The sequence below is a fragment of the Pseudomonas sp. NY8896 genome (genome assembly GCF_039634505.1).
Window position 1 is genome coordinate 1,512,886 of record NZ_CP132350.1, and the last position, 15,340, is coordinate 1,528,225.

Here is a 15,340-nt window from a genome sequence, read left to right on the forward strand (position 1 = left end):
GTGGGGGAGCCTGTCGATGTTCGCACTGATGCAAAGTACCCGGACCCAGTCACTGCATTTGTTCAACGACCCACCTACGGGCCTTAAGGCGGTGGTGGCGATCCACAGTGAGCACCTGGGCCCGGCCATGGGCGGTTGCCGCTACCTGCCTTACGCCGATGACGAAAGTGCCATGACCGACGCCATTCGCCTGGCCCAAGGCATGAGCTACAAGGCGGCATTGGCCGGCTTGCCGCTAGGTGGCGGCAAGGCGGTGATCATGCGCAACCCGCACGTGGAAAACCGTGCCGCGCTGTTCGAGGCCTTTGGCCGCTTCATCGATACCTTGCATGGGCGCTTCATCATCGCCGTGGACAGCGGCACCTCGACCCTGGACATGGACTGCATCGCCCAGAGTACTCCCCATGTGACCAGCACCACTGCCTCGGGCGACCCTTCGCCGCATGCGGCGATGGGGGTGTTCGCTGGCATCCGCGCCACGACCTCGTTCCGCCTGGGCAGCGATGACCTCAGGGGCCTGCGGGTGGCGGTGCAGGGGTTGGGTAATGTCGGTTATGCACTGGCCGAGCAACTGCATGCGGTGGGCGCGGAACTGCTGGTCAGCGACCTGGACCCCGGGCGGGTGCGGCTGGCGATGGAACAGTTCGATGCCAAGCCTGTGACCAACGATGCACTGATCAGTACCCCTTGCGACATCTTCGCCCCCTGCGGTGTGGGGCCGGTGCTGAACGGGCAGAGCGTGATGCAACTGCGTTGCGCGGCAGTGGCGGGGGCGGCCAACAACCAGCTGACCACCTTGCAGGTGGCAGACCAGCTGGAGTCGCGGGGGATACTGTATGCGCCTGACTACGTTATCAATGCCGGTGGGCTGATCTACGTGGCGCTGACCCATCGTGGCGAGGACCTGGGCACCATCACCGCGCACCTGGCGCGGATACCGTCACGGCTGACCGAAGTGTTTGGCCATGCGCAGGCGGAAAAACGTTCGCCGGCGCGGGTGGCGCAGATGTTGGCGGAGCGGTTGCTCTACGGCTGACTGTTGATGTTGGCTCTACTGGCCTCTTCGCGGGTTTACCCGCGAAGCAGCAACGTCGCTATCACTCGGCAGCGCCACCCTCTAGCAACTCGGCCAGGGCATCCGGCTGGCTTTTGAAGGCCCGAGCGAACACATCGCGGTTCTTGGCCATGTAGATACCGGCTTCCTCGACCTGTTGCTCGCTCAGCGACGGCACTGCCTTGTGCAGCACTTCGGCCAGGCGCTCGGCCAGTTCGAGCATCTTGTCGTGACGGTCTGCTTCGGCCTTATCCATGAACAAGCGCTCCGGGTCGCGGCTGCTGCGGTACACCACTTCGACGGCCATTCATCACCTCTATGCCTTTTTGCTGGTTGTGTTGCTGGTTACTGTATCTATATACAGTAATGGCATTTGCCATCACCACGCAACCAGATTCTCACGGCAAAAGCCTAGTACACAGGTGCCTTGCGGCAATCGGTCGCCTTCCAAGCCAAGGGCCTGGCCCTTTAACTGCATGGCACAAGCGTCACATCGGTGACGCATCATCCTTAAAGACGTATCGGGGAATGGAACATCGTGAACATCAAGTGGGCAGAAAAGCTGCGCAAGGGCCTGCACGGCTCGGCGGACTCGCTGGGCAACCTGTGCGTCGAGGCCTTCCATTACCTGGCGCTGTTCGGCATTGGCGCGATTACCGCCTATGCGGCAGTGGTGACCTTCCTGGACATGCTTGGCAAGGGTGGGGTCAGTGTCGATGACATCCTGCTGCTGTTCATCTACCTGGAGCTGGGGGCGATGGTCGGTATCTACTTCAAGACCAACCACATGCCGATCCGCTTCCTGTTGTACGTGGCGATTACCGCGCTGACCCGTCTGCTGATCGGCGATGTCTCGCACCACAAGGCGCCGGACGAAGGGCTGTTGTACCTGTGCGGCGGCATCTTGTTGCTGGCCTTCTCGATTCTGGTGGTGCGCTACGCCTCGTACCGCTACCCCTCGACCAAGGTGCTGGATGCCAACGGCAAGGAAGTGGAGGAGGGCAAGTAGCCTTCAGTTGGCCACGACATGGCGTGGGTGGTGGCGGGCATCGCGGGTCAATGCGGCCAGCACCTGCATGGGGTTCTGGCTGAGTTCGATGGCCAGGCCCAGGCGGATGCTGTCGATTACCCGTTGCAGGCGCACCGGGTCGTTGCGCTGGGCCTGGGTGATGAGGCGCTTGGCGACCACGCCTGCGTCGTCGGACAGGGTCAGCATGATGCTGCCATCGAGGTTTTCGATGCTCAGGTTGACCCGGTATTCGGGGGCAAATGCGGCACTGATGAGTTCGAATGGGTTGTTCATGTTCAGGCTTCTGCAGCGAATGAGTGCAGAAGTTGACTGGCAAAACGGCGGGTTGGTTCAGTGCCGTTGATCGCTGCAAATAAAAACGCCCGGCTCTAGGCCGGGCGTTTTGCATTGCCAATCAGGCGTCTGGGTCACTCAGTTCCAGGGCGCCGCGCTTGCTGCGCAGCTTGCCGTAGAAGTGTTCCAGCGCGTGGCTGAGCTTGGTGGCTGCACCGTCCACTGCCTGGTCCAGCGACGTGGCGGTGTGGGTCACCGAAATCGGTTGGTGGCCTTTGGGGCGAGCCTCCATCTGGCAGCGTTTGTCATGCGGTCCGGGCTTGGCGCCGTTCTCGTCGCGCAGGTGAACCTCGATGCGGGTGAGGTCTTCTTCGTAACGTTCCAGCGAGTTCTGCAGTGTGCTGCGGACCCACTGATCAAGCCGGGCATTGCCTTCGAAATGGTTGCTGCTGTTGACCTGGATTTGCATGATTCAATCCTTATTCAGCTTGCTCGCATGGAGGCGCGCCTAGGCCCTTGAGACCCTTGGAATTTCTGCGCCTCTTGACTCTAAGGTCAGGCAACCACGAAACGAATTCAAGCCCTTTTTGAAAATAAATGTCTTGTTGCAAATGGGGCGGCAAAGCGGCCCCCCATTTGCAGTCGATCAGAATTCCACCGACGTCTGCACATACAAGGTACGCGGCTCACCCACGTACTTCCCTTTGTTGTTGTCATCGTAAGAGCGCGTGTAGTACTCGCGGTTGAACAGATTCTTCACCCCAACCGCCACTTTCAGGTTCGACAGCTGCGGGCCAAAGTCGTACCCGGCGCGGGTGCTGACCAGCATGTAGCCCGGAATGCGCCCGGTGCTGCCGTCGGCGCTTTCGGTGCTGGTGTTGGCGTTGTCTGCGTACTGGCTGCTCTGGAAGCTGCCGTCCAGGTTCAGCTGCCAAGGGCCATCGGTGTAGCCCACGCCCAGGTTGCCCTTGTGGCGTGACGAGAACGGCACCTGGTTGCCTTTGTTCGGCCCGTCCTCGCGGATAGTGGCGTCGACGAACGCATAGCTGGCATGCACATCGAAACCGGCCAGGGCGGGGCTCAGGCCGTCGAGCGCGTAGCGCACGCTGGTCTCGATGCCCTGGTGGCGAGTTTCGCCGCGGGCGATCACCGAGTCGTTGGTCTGGTTGCTTTCGTACTGGTTGTCGAAGTTGATCAGGAACGCGCCAATCTCGGCCTGCAGGTCACCATTGTCATAACGGGTACCCACTTCCCAGGTGCGCGCCTTTTCCGGTTTCACTTCGCCGCTACTGACCCGGTTGGGCATCTGGCTGTACTGCACGCTGCCGAACGAGCCCTCGGTGTTGGCGTACAAGTTCCAGCTGTCGGTCAGGTGGTACATCACGTTCAGCGCCGGCAGCGCGGTGTTGTAGCTGCCTTGGTAGCGCTGGCCGTTGAGCTTGTTGCTTTGCTCGGAGTCGATCATCTCGTAGCGCACACCGGGGGTGATGGTCCAGCGGCCGATGTCGATGCGGTCATCCAGGTAGATGGCGTGGGCTTCGGTGCTGCCACGGGTGTCGCGGTCATTGCGGCTGGCGGTGGTCGGCAGGCTGCCATTGACCGGCTCGCGGAAGCGCAGTTCGTGGCCGGCTTCGTTGACGTAACGGTAGCCGATGCCCAGCTCGTGCCAGCTGTCGCCAAGGGCCAGGCCCTGCGAGAAGCGGGTTTCGATGCCGCGTACCCAGTACTCGCGTGGCGACAGCGAGACGAAGCTGCCCTGGTCCAGGTAACCGCTGCGCAGGGTCTTGGTGAAGAAGCTGTTGACGCTGAACTGGCGGTCGTCCTGCTTGTAGTCGTAGCCGAAGTTGAACAGGGTGCGGCGGCCCCAGAACTTGTCCTTCAGGCGCGTCGACTGGTACGGGTCGGCAGCGAAATCGGCAGTGCTCAGGCCGCCGGGCATGTCGGCTTCACCCTCGTAGTACTGGGCCATGGCGTGCAGGCTGTTGGCTTCGTCCAGTTGCAGCTTGCCCTTGAGGATCAGGTCGTCGATTTGCGTGTCGCTGTGTTCGCGCCAGTCACCGCCACGGGTGCCAGAATACAGCAGGGCGCCGCCCAGGCCGTTGGCATTGGTGCCGCCGACCAGCAGGTTGGCGCTGTTCTTGAAGCCATCGTGGCTGGAAGACGGGCTGATCTGGTTCTGCATGGCGGCCTTGAACGTGGCCTGTTCAGGGATCGCCCGAGTGACGAAGTTGACGATGCCGCCAACGTTCTGCGGGCCGTAGCGCACCGCGCCGCCACCGCGCACCACATCCACGGCGTCCATGTTGCCCATGCTCAGTGGTGCCAGCGACAGCTGCGGCTGGCCGTACGGGGCGAAGGGCACCGGGATGCCGTCCATCAGCACGGTGGAGCGCGATGCCAGGCGTGGGTTGAGGCCACGGATGCCGAAGTTCAGCGCCAGGTCGTGGCTACCGGTGCCGTTGTTGTCGGGGGCGTTGACACCGGGGATACGGTTGAGCACTTCGCGAGCGGTGGTGGCGCCGTTGCGCTCGAATTCCTCGCGACGCACTACGTCGCGGGCACCGGGGTGCTCGAACACATTGTCCTGCTGGGCCTCGGCCAGCCAGTCGCCGACCACGGTGGACGCACCGAGCTCGACCGGCGCACCCGCAGCGGGGGTATCGATGGGCTGCAGGCTGAAGGCGTTGTCGGTTTCCTGCCGCACCTGCAGGCCGCTGCCGCGCAGCAGTGCATCGAGGCCCTGTCGCACGTCGTACTGGCCGTCCAGGCCTTGAGTGTGGATGCCTTGGGTCAGTTGCGAGCCGAACGAGATCAGCGCCCCGCTTTCGCGGCCAAACTGGTTGAGGGCGTCTTCAAGCGAGCCGGCGGCGATATGGTAGCTGCGGGTTTCGGCATAGGCGGCAGGCGTGGCCAGGCCGAGGGTGGTGGTGAACAGCAGGGCGTGGACGAACGGGCTGTGGCGCAACGGCATGGGTCGGGTCCTGAAAGAGGGGTTCTGCCATGTCTGTCACGCGAAGTTGGAAAAATGGCTCACTTGATTGAAAAAATGTACGTACGGCTCTACCCGATCTTCGGCTCGACCGTCACCCAGTACCGGGTGAACCGTCGCACCCGCACCGGTAGCGCCACCTCCAGCATCTGCAGGATGCGTTCACTGTCATCCAGCGGATACGATCCAGAAATACGCAAGTCGGCAACCTGCTCGCTACACCCCAACTGCCCATGGCGATAGCGCCCAAGTTCGGCAAGAAAGTCCGCCAGGCGCATCTGCGACGCCACCAGCATGCCGTCTACCCAGGCCCCGACATTAGGGTCGAGCGGCGTCACCGATCGCCAGGCGCCGGTGAAGCGGGCCTGTTGCCCGGCCCGCAGTGGCTGCCCAGCCGCGCTGGCAGCCCCCTGGAATACCGATACCAGGCTGTAACCGTCGAACTGGCGCACGTTGAAGCGCCCGCTGTCCAGGCGCAGCGCCCCTTCAGCGGTGCGCAACAGCAATGGCCGTGCATCGCTGGCCACTTGCAACGCCAGTTCACCTTCGAACAGACGCAGCAGTCGCTGCTGGCTGTCGAAGCGCGCGTCTGCGGCACTGCGGGTATTGAGTTGCAGCACGCTGCCATCAACCAGCTGCATGCGCCGACGCTGGCCGAGCGGGCTACGGTAGTCGGCCATCAACCCAGGCAGCGGATTGTGCTGTTGCAGGCCAAGCCCGGTGGCACTCGCCACACCGACCAACAGCAACGCCTTGAGTGCCCGGCGCCTGGCCGGCGAAGGCGGGGCTTGCAGCGTTGCATGCACCACGGGCGACGACACACCGCGCAGCCGCTGGTTGACCTGCTGGATATGGGCCCAGGCTCGCTGGTGCTCCTGGTTGGCCTGGAGCCAATGCTCAAGCGCCAGTTGCTGTACCTGGCCGAAGTCATCGCCCTGAGATTCGATCAGCCAGTGCACGGCCTGCTCCGCAACCTGCGCAGAGAACGAGGCGTTCACAGGGCAAAGTAACAGCGCATGGCTGCCTTGCTCAGGTAGCGTTTTACCGTGGCCAGGGAAATGCCCAGCTCACGGGCGATTTCGCCTTGGCCAAGGCCGTCGACCTGGGCCAACAGGAAGGCACGTTTGACCAATGGAGGCAGGCCGTCCAGCAGGCGGTCGAGTTCCAGCAGGGTCTCGAAGATGATCGCCTTCTGCTCCTCACTGGGTGCCACTTCTTCCGGTATTTGGGCCAGGGCCTGCAAGTAAGCGCGCTCCAGCTCCTGGCGGCGGAAGTGGTTGCACAACACACGCTTGGCCACGGTGGCGAGAAATGCGCGAGGTTCGATCAGTTGCGGTGTTTCGCGGGCCTGCAGCAGGCGCAGGTAGGTGTCCTGGGCCAGGTCGGCGGCACTCTGCGGGCAGCCCAGGCGGCGGCGCAACCAGCTGGTGAGCCAGTTGTGATGGGCGTGGTAAAGGCCTTCGACCGTGGAAGAGAGCGCGCTGGGCACCGTGATACTCCGGCGCTCGATCGCGCAACTGGTAGTAAGAATTGTTCGCATTATATGGACGGTCGCGCTACTCGGCAATCGTCACTCGTCTTGGGGCTTTGCTTATGAGAATTGAAATCATTATTATTGCAGCCCCGAAAACGCCCGGACCTTCGCCATGACGCGCAAAACCGCCGGCCTCCCGCTCAGCTATCGCCTGGCCGTGACCTCTCGCAGCCTCGCCGCGCTGCTGGGCGGCTACTTGCTGGCGTCCCTGGCGAGCGTCTGCATTGCCTTGCTGGCACCAATGCCAAAGGTGGATGCCACGCTCACCGGCCTGCTGCTGTCGTTCGTCTTCTACCTGCTGGCGTTCATCTGGTGCTTTGCCTGCCGCAGCGCTTGGCGTGCGTGGTTGGGCGTGCTGGCGCCAAGCCTGTTGCTGGGCATGATCAGCGGCGTTGCCTACTGGATGCAGAACCCATGAAAGAAGGCTTCCGCCAGGCCATGGCCTGGCTGCACACCTGGACAGGCTTGATCTTCGGCTGGCTGTTGTTCGCCATCTTCCTCACCGGCACGCTGTCGTATTTCAAGGAAGAAATCACTCACTGGTCGCAGCCCGAAGTGCGCAGCCACGCCCTGGACCCGGTCAACAGCCTGGGGGTGGCGCAACGTTACCTGCAGGACAATGCCGGGCATTCGGGTACCTGGTTCATCCGTATGCCCAATGCGCGTGAAGCGGCCCTGAGCGTGGGCTACCGCGACCCCAATGGCGGGCCGCGTGGCTTTGTCAGCAAAACCCTCGATACCCAGACCGGCCAGCCGGTGGAGGCACGCGACAGCCGCGGTGGTGAGTTCTTCTACCGCTTCCATTTCCAGCTGCAGATGCCTCATCCGTTTGGCCGTTGGCTGTCGACGTTCTGCGCTTTCATCATGCTGCTGGGGCTGGTCACCGGCATCATCACCCACAAGAAGATCTTCAAGGAGTTCTTCACCTTCCGCCCGGGCAAGGGCCAGCGCTCCTGGCTGGATGGGCACAATGCTATTGGCGTATTGGTGCTGCCGTTTCACCTGATGATCAGCTACAGCAGCCTGGTGCTGTTCATGTACATGGTGATGCCGGCAGGCATCATGGCCAGTTACGGCAATGACACCGACAAATACTTCAATGACCTGTTCGGCCGTAACGATGCGCCCAAGGCTGCCCAGGTGGCTACACCTCTGGTAGCGCTGCCGAGTTTGTACGCCAAGGTGCAGGCACTGCAGCCGGGGGCGCGCATTGGCAACATCCAGGTGCAGAACCCAGGCGACAGCAATGCCCGCGTCACCTTCACGCAATCGGCCGCCGACCACGTGGCTTATCGGCGCAGCGCCAACTGGACTTTCGATGGCGCCAGTGGTGCGCTGCTGAGCCAGGGCAAGCCGGAGAGCGGGGCAATGATGACCGCGTTCAGTTTCGCCGGGTTGCACATGGGTAACTTCGCCGGGCCCTGGCTGCGCTGGTTGTACTTCTTCTTTGGCGTGGCCGGTACTGCGGTGATCGGCACCGGGCTGGTGATGTGGTTGGGCAAGCGCCAGCTCAAGCACGCCAAAAGCGAGCACATGCCAGGCGAGCTACGCCTGGTCGAGGTGCTCAATATTGCCAGCATGAGCGGCCTGTTACTGGCAGTGGCGGGCTTTTTCTGGGCCAACCGGCTGATGCCCATGGGTGTCGAAGGCAGGTCGGACTGGGAGGTCAATGCATTCTTCATCGCCTGGGGGCTGTCGCTGGTGCACGCCGTTTTGCGCAGTGGGCGCAGAGCCTGGGGCGAGCAACTGGCGTTGGGCGCGCTGGCCTTTACCTTGTTGCCGCTGCTCAATGGCCTGACGACCGACCGGGGTTTGAACCATTCACTGCCGGAAGGTGACTGGGCCATGGCCGGCTTCGACCTGACTGCGCTGGGCACTGGCCTGTTCCTGGCCTGGCTGGCCAGCAAGATGCTGCGCAGCCCCAAGCCCGTAGCCAAGCGCGCCGCTCGTGCGGCAAAAAAGCCGAGCACTGAAACGGCGGAGGCGAGCTGATGCTGGGTAACGCACTGATCGCATTTGCAGGCTTCGTCGCCCTCTGCCTGGCCATGGAAAAGCACTTTAGCGACCTGCTTGGGCGCAAGCCGCGCCCAGGGCAGCTGCGCCTGTTGCGTGTCGTGGGTTGGCTGCTGCTGATGCTGTCGTTGGCCCTCAGCGTGCACCTGCGTGGCTGGGCTCATGGCCTGGTGGAGTGGACGGCGGTGACGATGGCCGGGGTGACGCTGTGGGTGTTTGGCCTGCCATACCAGCCGCGCCTGCTGTTGGGCCTGGCCGCCGCCAGTGGGGTGCTGGGCCCGTTGCTTGCCGTGTTTGCCGTGTGACGCTGTGAGCGAGCAGAGCGATAGCATAGAGCCTGACGCCGACAGCGCAGGCGCGCGTGCTCGTTTCGTCCAGGTGTTCCAGGCCCAGCGCGCGCGCATGGAGGCGCTGGTCAGCCGCAGGGTCGGCTGCCGAGCTACCGCTTCGGACCTGGTCCAGGAGCTTTTTCTACGCTTCTGGCGCCGCCCCGAGGTCAAGGTCGAAGCGTTGGACACCTACTTGCTGCGGTGCGCCGGTAACCTGGCCATCGACCACCTGCGCAGCGAGGGTAGCCGCGAACGCGTGGCCGAAGTTGCTCTGCAGGTGGATGAAGCGGCCATGGGCCATGCCCCGGAGCAGGCGGTGGAGATCGACCACGACTTGCAGCGAATCGAAGCCGCCTTGCGTGCCTTGCCCGAGCGCACCCGGCAGATCTTTTTGCTCAACCGCATTCACGGCTGCAAGTACGGCGAGATCGCCAAAGCCATGCAACTGTCCCAGAGTGCTGTGGAAAAGCATATGATGCGCGCCCTTGAAGCGTGCAAGGCAAGTATTGCCGAACCCGCGCCCACCCCACGCCGGCCAGGGAGCGCCCGTCGATGAGCAGCATGCCCCCCATCACCGAGGCGCAATCCCAGGCCGCCCTGCAATGGCTCAGCCGCATCAACGAGCAGCCCGCACAAGCCGAAGGGGCGGCGTTCAAGCGCTGGTTGTTGGCCGACCCAGGGCACCGTGCAGCCTACCGGCAGGCGCAGGCGCTGTGGCAGAAAAGTGCCGCCCCGGCGCAGCGGTTGGCCGACGAAGAACAGCAAGCCCTGCACCGCTACCTCGATGCCATGGCCAGGCCAGCGCCCCGTGGCCGGTGGCGGCGGGTGGCAGCACTGGCGATGGCAGCCTGCATGGTACTGGCCCTAGGTATTGCAGGTGGTTGGCACCCGGGTTACTGGTTGCAGGACCTGCAAGCGGACTACAGCAATAACGGGCAGGTGCGCCAGGTGACCTTGGCTGACCAGTCGCAGATCACGCTTGATGCAGGTAGCGCCATTGCGGTCGATTTCGCCCAGGGCGAGCGCCGTGTGCGGCTGCTGCATGGCGCAGCCTTCTTCCAGGTGACCCATACCGGCGAGCCTTTCATGGTCGAAGCTGCCGGTGGCGAGGTGCGAGTCCTCGGTACCCAGTTCGAGGTGCGCGAGCAGGGTGAGGGGGCGCTGGTCACGGTGCGCAGTGGGCGCGTGGGGGTTAGCCCTGTTCCGGGCGCGTTGGTGCGTGAACTGACTGCCAACCAGCAGGTGGCCTATCGCGCAGGGCGCGCGGGCGACACGTTGGCGGTGGACAGTGATAACCGCCTGGCCTGGCGGGAAGGCTGGCTGAACTACTACCAGGTGCCGCTGGCGCAGGTGCTCGAGGACCTTGGGCGCTATTACCCAGGGCGCATCCTGCTGCTGGATGGCGAACTGGGGCAGCGCAAGGTCAGCGGCAGTTTCCCGGTGGCCGAGCCGTTGCTGGCGCTGGATTCGTTGGGCAATGTGATGGGCTTTTCGCGGCAGACGGTGTTGGGGCGTTTGACCCTGATTCGGTAGTTGTCGGCGAAGCGGTCGGCACAGGAAAATATTTTTCAGATAGCGGGTGAGGTAACAGGACGTGGCATCCGTGTAATGAGTGGAAGTGCGATTCATTCGCAGTAATATCCCTCTCACAGGTCAGCGTCCATGAAGTTCTCCCCGCGTTGCGTCCCTCTCTGGCTAGGCCTTGCTACGCTGCCTGCCATCGCTGTCGCCCCCCTGGCCTGCGCCGCCGAGCAACAGCAGGCCTACGCCTTCGCCCAGCCAGCCCAGCCCTTGGCCCAGGCACTCAACGCTTTCAGTCGTACCACCGGCCAGAGCGTGGTCTACACCCTTGAGCTACCAGGCGTGCAGGCGCCTGCGCTAAATGGCCGGTACAGCGCCGAACAGGCCCTGCAACAGCTGCTGGGTACTTCCGGGCTGGCCTGGCGCCGCGTCGATGCACGCACCTTCACCCTCGAAGCCGCCGACACCTCCGGTGCCCTCAACCTGCAGGCCACAACGGTGACCTCGCAACTGGATGACTACAGCTATCAGCCCCCGGCTAGCGCCTCGATCATGCGCGGGCAGGGCCCTAACCAGGACATCCCCCAGGCGATCAACGTGGTACCGGCGCAGGTCATCCGTGATCAGGCGCCGCGTAACCTCGATGACGCCCTGGCCAATGTCAGCGGCATTACCCAGGGCAATAACTTCGGTGGCACGTCCGACACGGTGATGAAGCGTGGTTTCGGCGACAACCGCGATGGCTCGATCATGCGCGATGGCATGCCCATCGTGCAGGGCCGCAGCCTCAACGCCAGCACCGAGCGGGTCGAAGTGCTCAAGGGCCCGGCTTCGCTGCTGTACGGCATTCAGGACCCGGGTGGGGTGATCAACGTGGTCAGCAAGCGCCCGCAACTGCAGCAGTACAACGCCCTGACCGTGCGTGGCTCGACCTACGGCAGTGGTAAGAACGGCAGTGGCGGCGGGCTCGACAGCACTGGCGCGCTGGGCGACAGCAACTTCGCCTACCGCTTGGTCGTCGACCACGAGGACGAAGACTACTGGCGTAACTACGGCGTGCACCGCGAATCGCTGGTGGCGCCGTCGCTGGCCTGGCTGGGCGAAGATACCCAGGTGGTGGTGGCTTACGAGCACCGCGAGTTTCTCTACCCGTTCGATCGGGGTACCGCGTTCGGCAACAACGGCCACCCACTGAACATCCCCGCCACGCGTCGTCTGGACGAGCCCTTCAACGACATGGAAGGGCGCTCCGACTTGTATCGCCTGGAAGTCGACCATCAGTTGGCCGATGACTGGAAGCTGCACTTCGGCTACAGCTTCAACCGTGAAACCTACGATGCCAGCCAGGTGCGGGTGACGGCCGTCAACGAAGCAAAAGGCACGCTGACACGCAGCATCGACGGCACCCACAACGCCATGAGCCGTGACCAGTTCGCGACCGTCAGCCTGGCAGGCAACGTGGAAGTGGCCGGCATGCAGCACGACTTGCTGTTCGGCATCGACCACGAAGACCGCAAGATTTTCCGGGGTGATCTGATTCGCCAGACGGCCAAGTCCACGTTCAGCTATGTGGACCCAGTCTACGGTCAGGAAGTGGAAGGCAGCACGGTGCGCGCCAGTGACAGCGACCAGACCGACAAGCTGCGCACCGATGCGCTGTTCGTGCAGGACGCCTTGCACCTGGACGAGCACTGGATCCTGGTGGCCGGCGCGCGCTTCCAGCAGTACGACCAGTACGCCGGTCGCGGCCGCCCGTTCCACGTCAATACCGACATCAGTGGCCAGGCCTGGGTGCCTCACGCCGGCATTGTCTACAAGGTCGATGACCAGCTGTCGTTCTATGGCAGCTACAGCGAATCGTTCAAGCCAAACTCCACCATTGCGCCACTGACCGGCAATATCGTGCTCGACTCGTCGGTAGCCCCGGAAGAGGGCAAGTCGTGGGAGCTGGGGGCCAAGCTCGATATGCCGGGCCGCATCACGGGCACCCTGGCGCTGTTCGATATCACCAAACGCAACGTCCTGGTTTCGAACTTCGACGCCAGCACTAGCGAGACGGTCTACAGCAACGCGGGTGAAGTCAATTCACGAGGCGTGGAACTTGACCTGACCGGCCAGCTGACTGATCGCTGGAGCTTGATTGGCAGCTATGCCTACACGGATGCCAAGGTTACCAAGGACCCGGACCTGCAAGGCAACCGCCTGCAGAACGTAGCCAAGCACAGTGGTTCGTTGTCGGCTGTGTACGACTTCGGCAGCCTGTTCGGTGGCGACAAGCTGAGGGTAGGTGCGGGTGCGCGCTACGTGGGCGAGCGGTCGGGTAACTCGACCAACACCTTCGACCTGCCGTCCTACACCGTGGCGGATGCATTCGCCAGCTACGAGACCAAGCTCGATGAACACAACGTGCGCCTGCAGCTCAACGTGAAGAACCTGTTCGACAAGGTTTACTACAGCTCGGCGGTGAACCAGTACTTTGTGGCGATTGGAGATGCGCGGCAGGTGAGTTTGTCGAGTACCTTTGAGTTTTAAGTACAGCCTGTGCCGGCCTCTTCGCGGCTAAAGCCGCTCCTACAGGGATCGCGTTACTCTGTGGGAGCGGCTTTAGCCGCGAATGGCCGAGCGATATTCCCCAGGCGTTGCGCCAAGGGCCTGCCGGAAGCGGTTACTGAAATGGCTGGCACTGGCAAACCCGCACAACAGGGCAATTTCGCCCAGCGGCATTTCCCCCAGTCGCAACAACTCGCAAGCCCGCTGCAGCCGCCTGGCCAGCAAGTACTGGTGCGGCGGTAACCCGAAACTGGCGCGGAACATGCGTGCGAAGTGGTATTCGGACAAGTTGCAGCGCAAGGCCAGTTCACCCAGGGTAATCGGCTGGTCCAGGTGCGCTTCGATGTACTCGACCAACTGCCGGCGCAGGTTCGGCGCCAGCCCACCTTTCAGGCGCAGGCCTTGGCGCAGCCCGACCTGGTTGAGCAGCGCATGGTCGACGATTTCGTGTGCCAGGCTGCTGGCCAGCAGGCGTTCGCCGGGCTCGTCCCAGTCCAGCTGGATCAGTTGGCGAAAGCGTGCCGCCTGCTGTGGATCGTCCAGAAAGGTCGCCTCCTGCAGTTGCAGCTCCCGTGGCTCACGGTCGAGCAGGCGCACGCAGCCCAGGGCGAACTGCGCCTCGCTGACATACAGGTGTGCCAGCCGGATCGCGCCATTGACCACCCAGTTCGATTCCTGCCCGGCCGGCATCACGCACAGCTTGCCGGGTGCGCCCTTGTCGGCCGGGCGTTGGCGGCGGAAGGTGCCGGTGCCGTCGGCGATGTAGCACGACAGGGTGTGATGGGTCGGTGCCTGGTAATCACGAGCATCGTCACGGTTGCTCCACAACGCCGCCGCCAGCCCGTCGCCCAGGTGCGCGCTCAGCTCCAGCCGGGCGTGGGGCGAGGCATGCATGGCGTTGAACACTTGCAACTGGGTGAGTGGCGTCATGGCGGGTTCCTCTTGCCAGTCATCCTACTGCGCCCTGCACAGCGTGACATCTACTGGCGCAAGAAAAGCGCAAGTTTGTGCAAGCCGGTAAAGGCCCATCTAGCGAACACTGGTGACCCCTGTGGGAGCGGGTTTACCCGCGAAGCGCCGGGCACCGATCCTGAAAGGCCCAAGGAACTGCCGCCATGAACCTGTCACTCTACCTGCTCACCGTCCTGATCTGGGGCACTACCTGGATCGCCTTGAAGCTCCAGCTGGGCGTGGTCGCCATCCCGGTCTCGATCGTCTATCGCTTCGCCCTGGCTGGCCTGATTCTGTTCGCCATCCTGCTGCTCACCCGCCGCCTGCAGCCGATGAACCGGCGTGGCCACCAGATCTGTCTGGCACAGGGCTTTTGCCTGTTCTGCGTCAATTTCATGTGCTTTCTCACTGCCAGCCAGTGGATCGCCAGTGGTCTGATCGCCGTGGTGTTCTCCACTGCAACCCTGTGGAACGCACTTAATGCGCGGGTCTTCTTCGGCCAGAAAATCGCCGCCAATGTACTGGGCGGTGGTGCCCTGGGCCTGCTTGGGCTGGGGCTGCTGTTCTGGCCCGAGCTGTCCCATCATGCGGCCAGCCGTGAAACCCTGTACGGCCTTGGCCTGGCGCTGCTCGGCACGCTGTGCTTCTCGGCGGGCAACATGCTGTCGAGCATGCAGCAGAAGGCCGGGCTCAAGCCCATGACCACCAATGCCTGGGGCATGGTCTACGGGGCGGCCATGCTGATGGTTTATTGCCTGGTCAGCGGCATTCCTTTCAACATGGAGTGGAACACCCGCTACATCGGTTCGCTGATGTACCTGGTAATTCCGGGTTCGGTGATCGGTTTCACCGCCTACCTGACCCTGGTCGGCCGCATGGGGCCAGAGCGCGCGGCCTACTGCACGGTGCTGTTTCCGTTGGTGGCGTTGAATGTGTCGGCGGTGGCCGAGGGGTATCAGTGGACGGCACCGGCCTTGTTGGGGCTGGTGGCGGTGATGGCGGGGAATGTGCTGGTGTTTCGCAAGCCTCGGGTCCGGGTGGCTGGGGGTGTTGTGGTGGCCAAATAGGACATGCGTTGCCTGCACCGGCCCTTTCG

At 63.2% G+C, this 15,340-nt stretch carries 16 protein-coding genes; 9 read left to right on the forward strand and 7 right to left on the reverse strand.

Going from position 1 to position 15,340, the window contains the following annotated elements; genetic code table 11:
- Window positions 1-16: 16 nt before the first annotated feature.
- Window positions 17-1,036 carry a Glu/Leu/Phe/Val dehydrogenase dimerization domain-containing protein gene (locus tag Q9451_RS06720; protein ID WP_012274139.1) on the forward strand — a complete coding sequence of 340 codons (1,020 nt, stop codon included), beginning with the start codon at window positions 17-19 and terminating at the stop codon, window positions 1,034-1,036.
- A gap of 61 nt (window positions 1,037-1,097) precedes the next feature.
- On the opposite strand, the gene Q9451_RS06725 is transcribed toward Q9451_RS06720, so the two are convergent.
- Window positions 1,098-1,361, reverse strand: coding sequence for a YebG family protein (locus tag Q9451_RS06725; RefSeq protein WP_012274138.1), 264 nt, complete (start codon window positions 1,359-1,361; stop codon window positions 1,098-1,100).
- A 231-nt stretch (window positions 1,362-1,592) separates the two neighbouring features.
- Here Q9451_RS06725 and Q9451_RS06730 point away from each other — a divergent pair, with 231 nt between their 5' ends.
- Window positions 1,593-2,063, forward strand: a complete 471-nt coding sequence (locus tag Q9451_RS06730) for a phosphate-starvation-inducible PsiE family protein (protein WP_012274137.1) — start codon at window positions 1,593-1,595, stop codon at window positions 2,061-2,063.
- 3 nt (window positions 2,064-2,066) lie between these two features.
- On the opposite strand, the gene Q9451_RS06735 is transcribed toward Q9451_RS06730, so the two are convergent.
- The 5 genes from Q9451_RS06735 to Q9451_RS06755 form a co-directional block, all read right to left on the reverse strand.
- Window positions 2,067-2,357, reverse strand: a complete 291-nt coding sequence (locus Q9451_RS06735; RefSeq protein ID WP_012274136.1) for a DUF3509 domain-containing protein — start codon at window positions 2,355-2,357, stop codon at window positions 2,067-2,069.
- Between the two features lie 121 nt (window positions 2,358-2,478).
- Window positions 2,479-2,826 (reverse strand): HPF/RaiA family ribosome-associated protein, encoded by a 348-nt coding sequence (locus Q9451_RS06740; protein WP_012274135.1) that lies wholly within the window; start codon window positions 2,824-2,826, stop codon window positions 2,479-2,481.
- A 177-nt stretch (window positions 2,827-3,003) separates the two neighbouring features.
- A complete protein-coding gene (gene fecA / locus Q9451_RS06745; protein ID WP_012274134.1) occupies window positions 3,004-5,328 on the reverse strand; it encodes a TonB-dependent Fe(3+) dicitrate receptor FecA in 2,325 nt (774 codons plus the stop codon).
- A gap of 89 nt (window positions 5,329-5,417) precedes the next feature.
- Window positions 5,418-6,344 (reverse strand): FecR domain-containing protein, encoded by a 927-nt coding sequence (locus Q9451_RS06750; RefSeq protein WP_012274133.1) that lies wholly within the window; start codon window positions 6,342-6,344, stop codon window positions 5,418-5,420.
- On the reverse strand, window positions 6,341-6,886 hold the full coding sequence (locus Q9451_RS06755; protein WP_171577219.1) for a sigma-70 family RNA polymerase sigma factor: 546 nt from the start codon (window positions 6,884-6,886) through the stop codon (window positions 6,341-6,343). The genes Q9451_RS06750 and Q9451_RS06755 overlap by 4 nt, the downstream gene beginning before the upstream one ends.
- 106 nt (window positions 6,887-6,992) lie before the next feature.
- On the opposite strand from Q9451_RS06755, the gene Q9451_RS06760 reads away from it, so the two are divergent.
- The 6 genes from Q9451_RS06760 (at window position 6,993) to Q9451_RS06785 (ending at window position 13,275) form a co-directional block, all read left to right on the forward strand.
- Entirely contained in the window at window positions 6,993-7,298 is a 306-nt protein-coding gene (locus Q9451_RS06760) for a DUF3649 domain-containing protein (RefSeq protein ID WP_012274131.1), read from the forward strand.
- A complete protein-coding gene (locus Q9451_RS06765) occupies window positions 7,295-8,872 on the forward strand; it encodes a PepSY-associated TM helix domain-containing protein (RefSeq protein WP_012274130.1) in 1,578 nt (525 codons plus the stop codon). The genes Q9451_RS06760 and Q9451_RS06765 overlap by 4 nt, the downstream gene beginning before the upstream one ends.
- Complete coding sequence (locus Q9451_RS06770) at window positions 8,872-9,198, forward strand: DUF3325 domain-containing protein (protein ID WP_012274129.1); 327 nt, start codon at window positions 8,872-8,874, stop codon at window positions 9,196-9,198. Before Q9451_RS06765 ends, Q9451_RS06770 begins: the two co-directional genes overlap by 1 nt.
- Before the next feature lie 4 nt (window positions 9,199-9,202).
- Window positions 9,203-9,778 (forward strand): RNA polymerase sigma factor, encoded by a 576-nt coding sequence (locus Q9451_RS06775; protein WP_012274128.1) that lies wholly within the window; start codon window positions 9,203-9,205, stop codon window positions 9,776-9,778.
- On the forward strand, window positions 9,775-10,755 hold the full coding sequence (locus Q9451_RS06780) for a FecR family protein (protein ID WP_345960894.1): 981 nt from the start codon (window positions 9,775-9,777) through the stop codon (window positions 10,753-10,755). Before Q9451_RS06775 ends, Q9451_RS06780 begins: the two co-directional genes overlap by 4 nt.
- A 129-nt stretch (window positions 10,756-10,884) precedes the next feature.
- Entirely contained in the window at window positions 10,885-13,275 is a 2,391-nt protein-coding gene (locus Q9451_RS06785; protein ID WP_012274126.1) for a TonB-dependent receptor, read from the forward strand.
- A 72-nt stretch (window positions 13,276-13,347) separates the two neighbouring features.
- On the opposite strand, the gene Q9451_RS06790 is transcribed toward Q9451_RS06785, so the two are convergent.
- A complete protein-coding gene (locus Q9451_RS06790; protein WP_012274125.1) occupies window positions 13,348-14,223 on the reverse strand; it encodes an AraC family transcriptional regulator in 876 nt (291 codons plus the stop codon).
- 185 nt (window positions 14,224-14,408) lie between these two features.
- Between Q9451_RS06790 and Q9451_RS06795 the strand changes: the two genes are divergently transcribed.
- On the forward strand, window positions 14,409-15,311 hold the full coding sequence (locus Q9451_RS06795) for a DMT family transporter (RefSeq protein WP_012274124.1): 903 nt from the start codon (window positions 14,409-14,411) through the stop codon (window positions 15,309-15,311).
- Window positions 15,312-15,340 lie beyond the last annotated feature (29 nt).

Excerpts from the sequence above, each read along its gene's own strand:
- fecA (WP_012274134.1), bottom strand. The coding sequence starts at position 5,328 with ATGCCGTTGCGCCACAGCCCGTTCGTCCACGCCCTGCTGTTCACCACC.
- Q9451_RS06770 (WP_012274129.1), top strand. The coding sequence starts at position 8,872 with ATGCTGGGTAACGCACTGATCGCATTTGCAGGCTTCGTCGCCCTCTGC.
- Q9451_RS06780 (WP_345960894.1), top strand. The coding sequence starts at position 9,775 with ATGAGCAGCATGCCCCCCATCACCGAGGCGCAATCCCAGGCCGCCCTG.
- Q9451_RS06795 (WP_012274124.1), top strand. The coding sequence starts at position 14,409 with ATGAACCTGTCACTCTACCTGCTCACCGTCCTGATCTGGGGCACTACC.
- Q9451_RS06720 (WP_012274139.1), top strand. The coding sequence starts at position 17 with ATGTTCGCACTGATGCAAAGTACCCGGACCCAGTCACTGCATTTGTTC.
- Q9451_RS06760 (WP_012274131.1), top strand. The coding sequence starts at position 6,993 with ATGACGCGCAAAACCGCCGGCCTCCCGCTCAGCTATCGCCTGGCCGTG.
- Q9451_RS06740 (WP_012274135.1), bottom strand. The coding sequence starts at position 2,826 with ATGCAAATCCAGGTCAACAGCAGCAACCATTTCGAAGGCAATGCCCGG.
- Q9451_RS06755 (WP_171577219.1), bottom strand. The coding sequence starts at position 6,886 with ATGCGAACAATTCTTACTACCAGTTGCGCGATCGAGCGCCGGAGTATC.
- Q9451_RS06735 (WP_012274136.1), bottom strand. The coding sequence starts at position 2,357 with ATGAACAACCCATTCGAACTCATCAGTGCCGCATTTGCCCCCGAATAC.
- Q9451_RS06785 (WP_012274126.1), top strand. The coding sequence starts at position 10,885 with ATGAAGTTCTCCCCGCGTTGCGTCCCTCTCTGGCTAGGCCTTGCTACG.
- Q9451_RS06725 (WP_012274138.1), bottom strand. The coding sequence starts at position 1,361 with ATGGCCGTCGAAGTGGTGTACCGCAGCAGCCGCGACCCGGAGCGCTTG.
- Q9451_RS06790 (WP_012274125.1), bottom strand. The coding sequence starts at position 14,223 with ATGACGCCACTCACCCAGTTGCAAGTGTTCAACGCCATGCATGCCTCG.
- Q9451_RS06765 (WP_012274130.1), top strand. The coding sequence starts at position 7,295 with ATGAAAGAAGGCTTCCGCCAGGCCATGGCCTGGCTGCACACCTGGACA.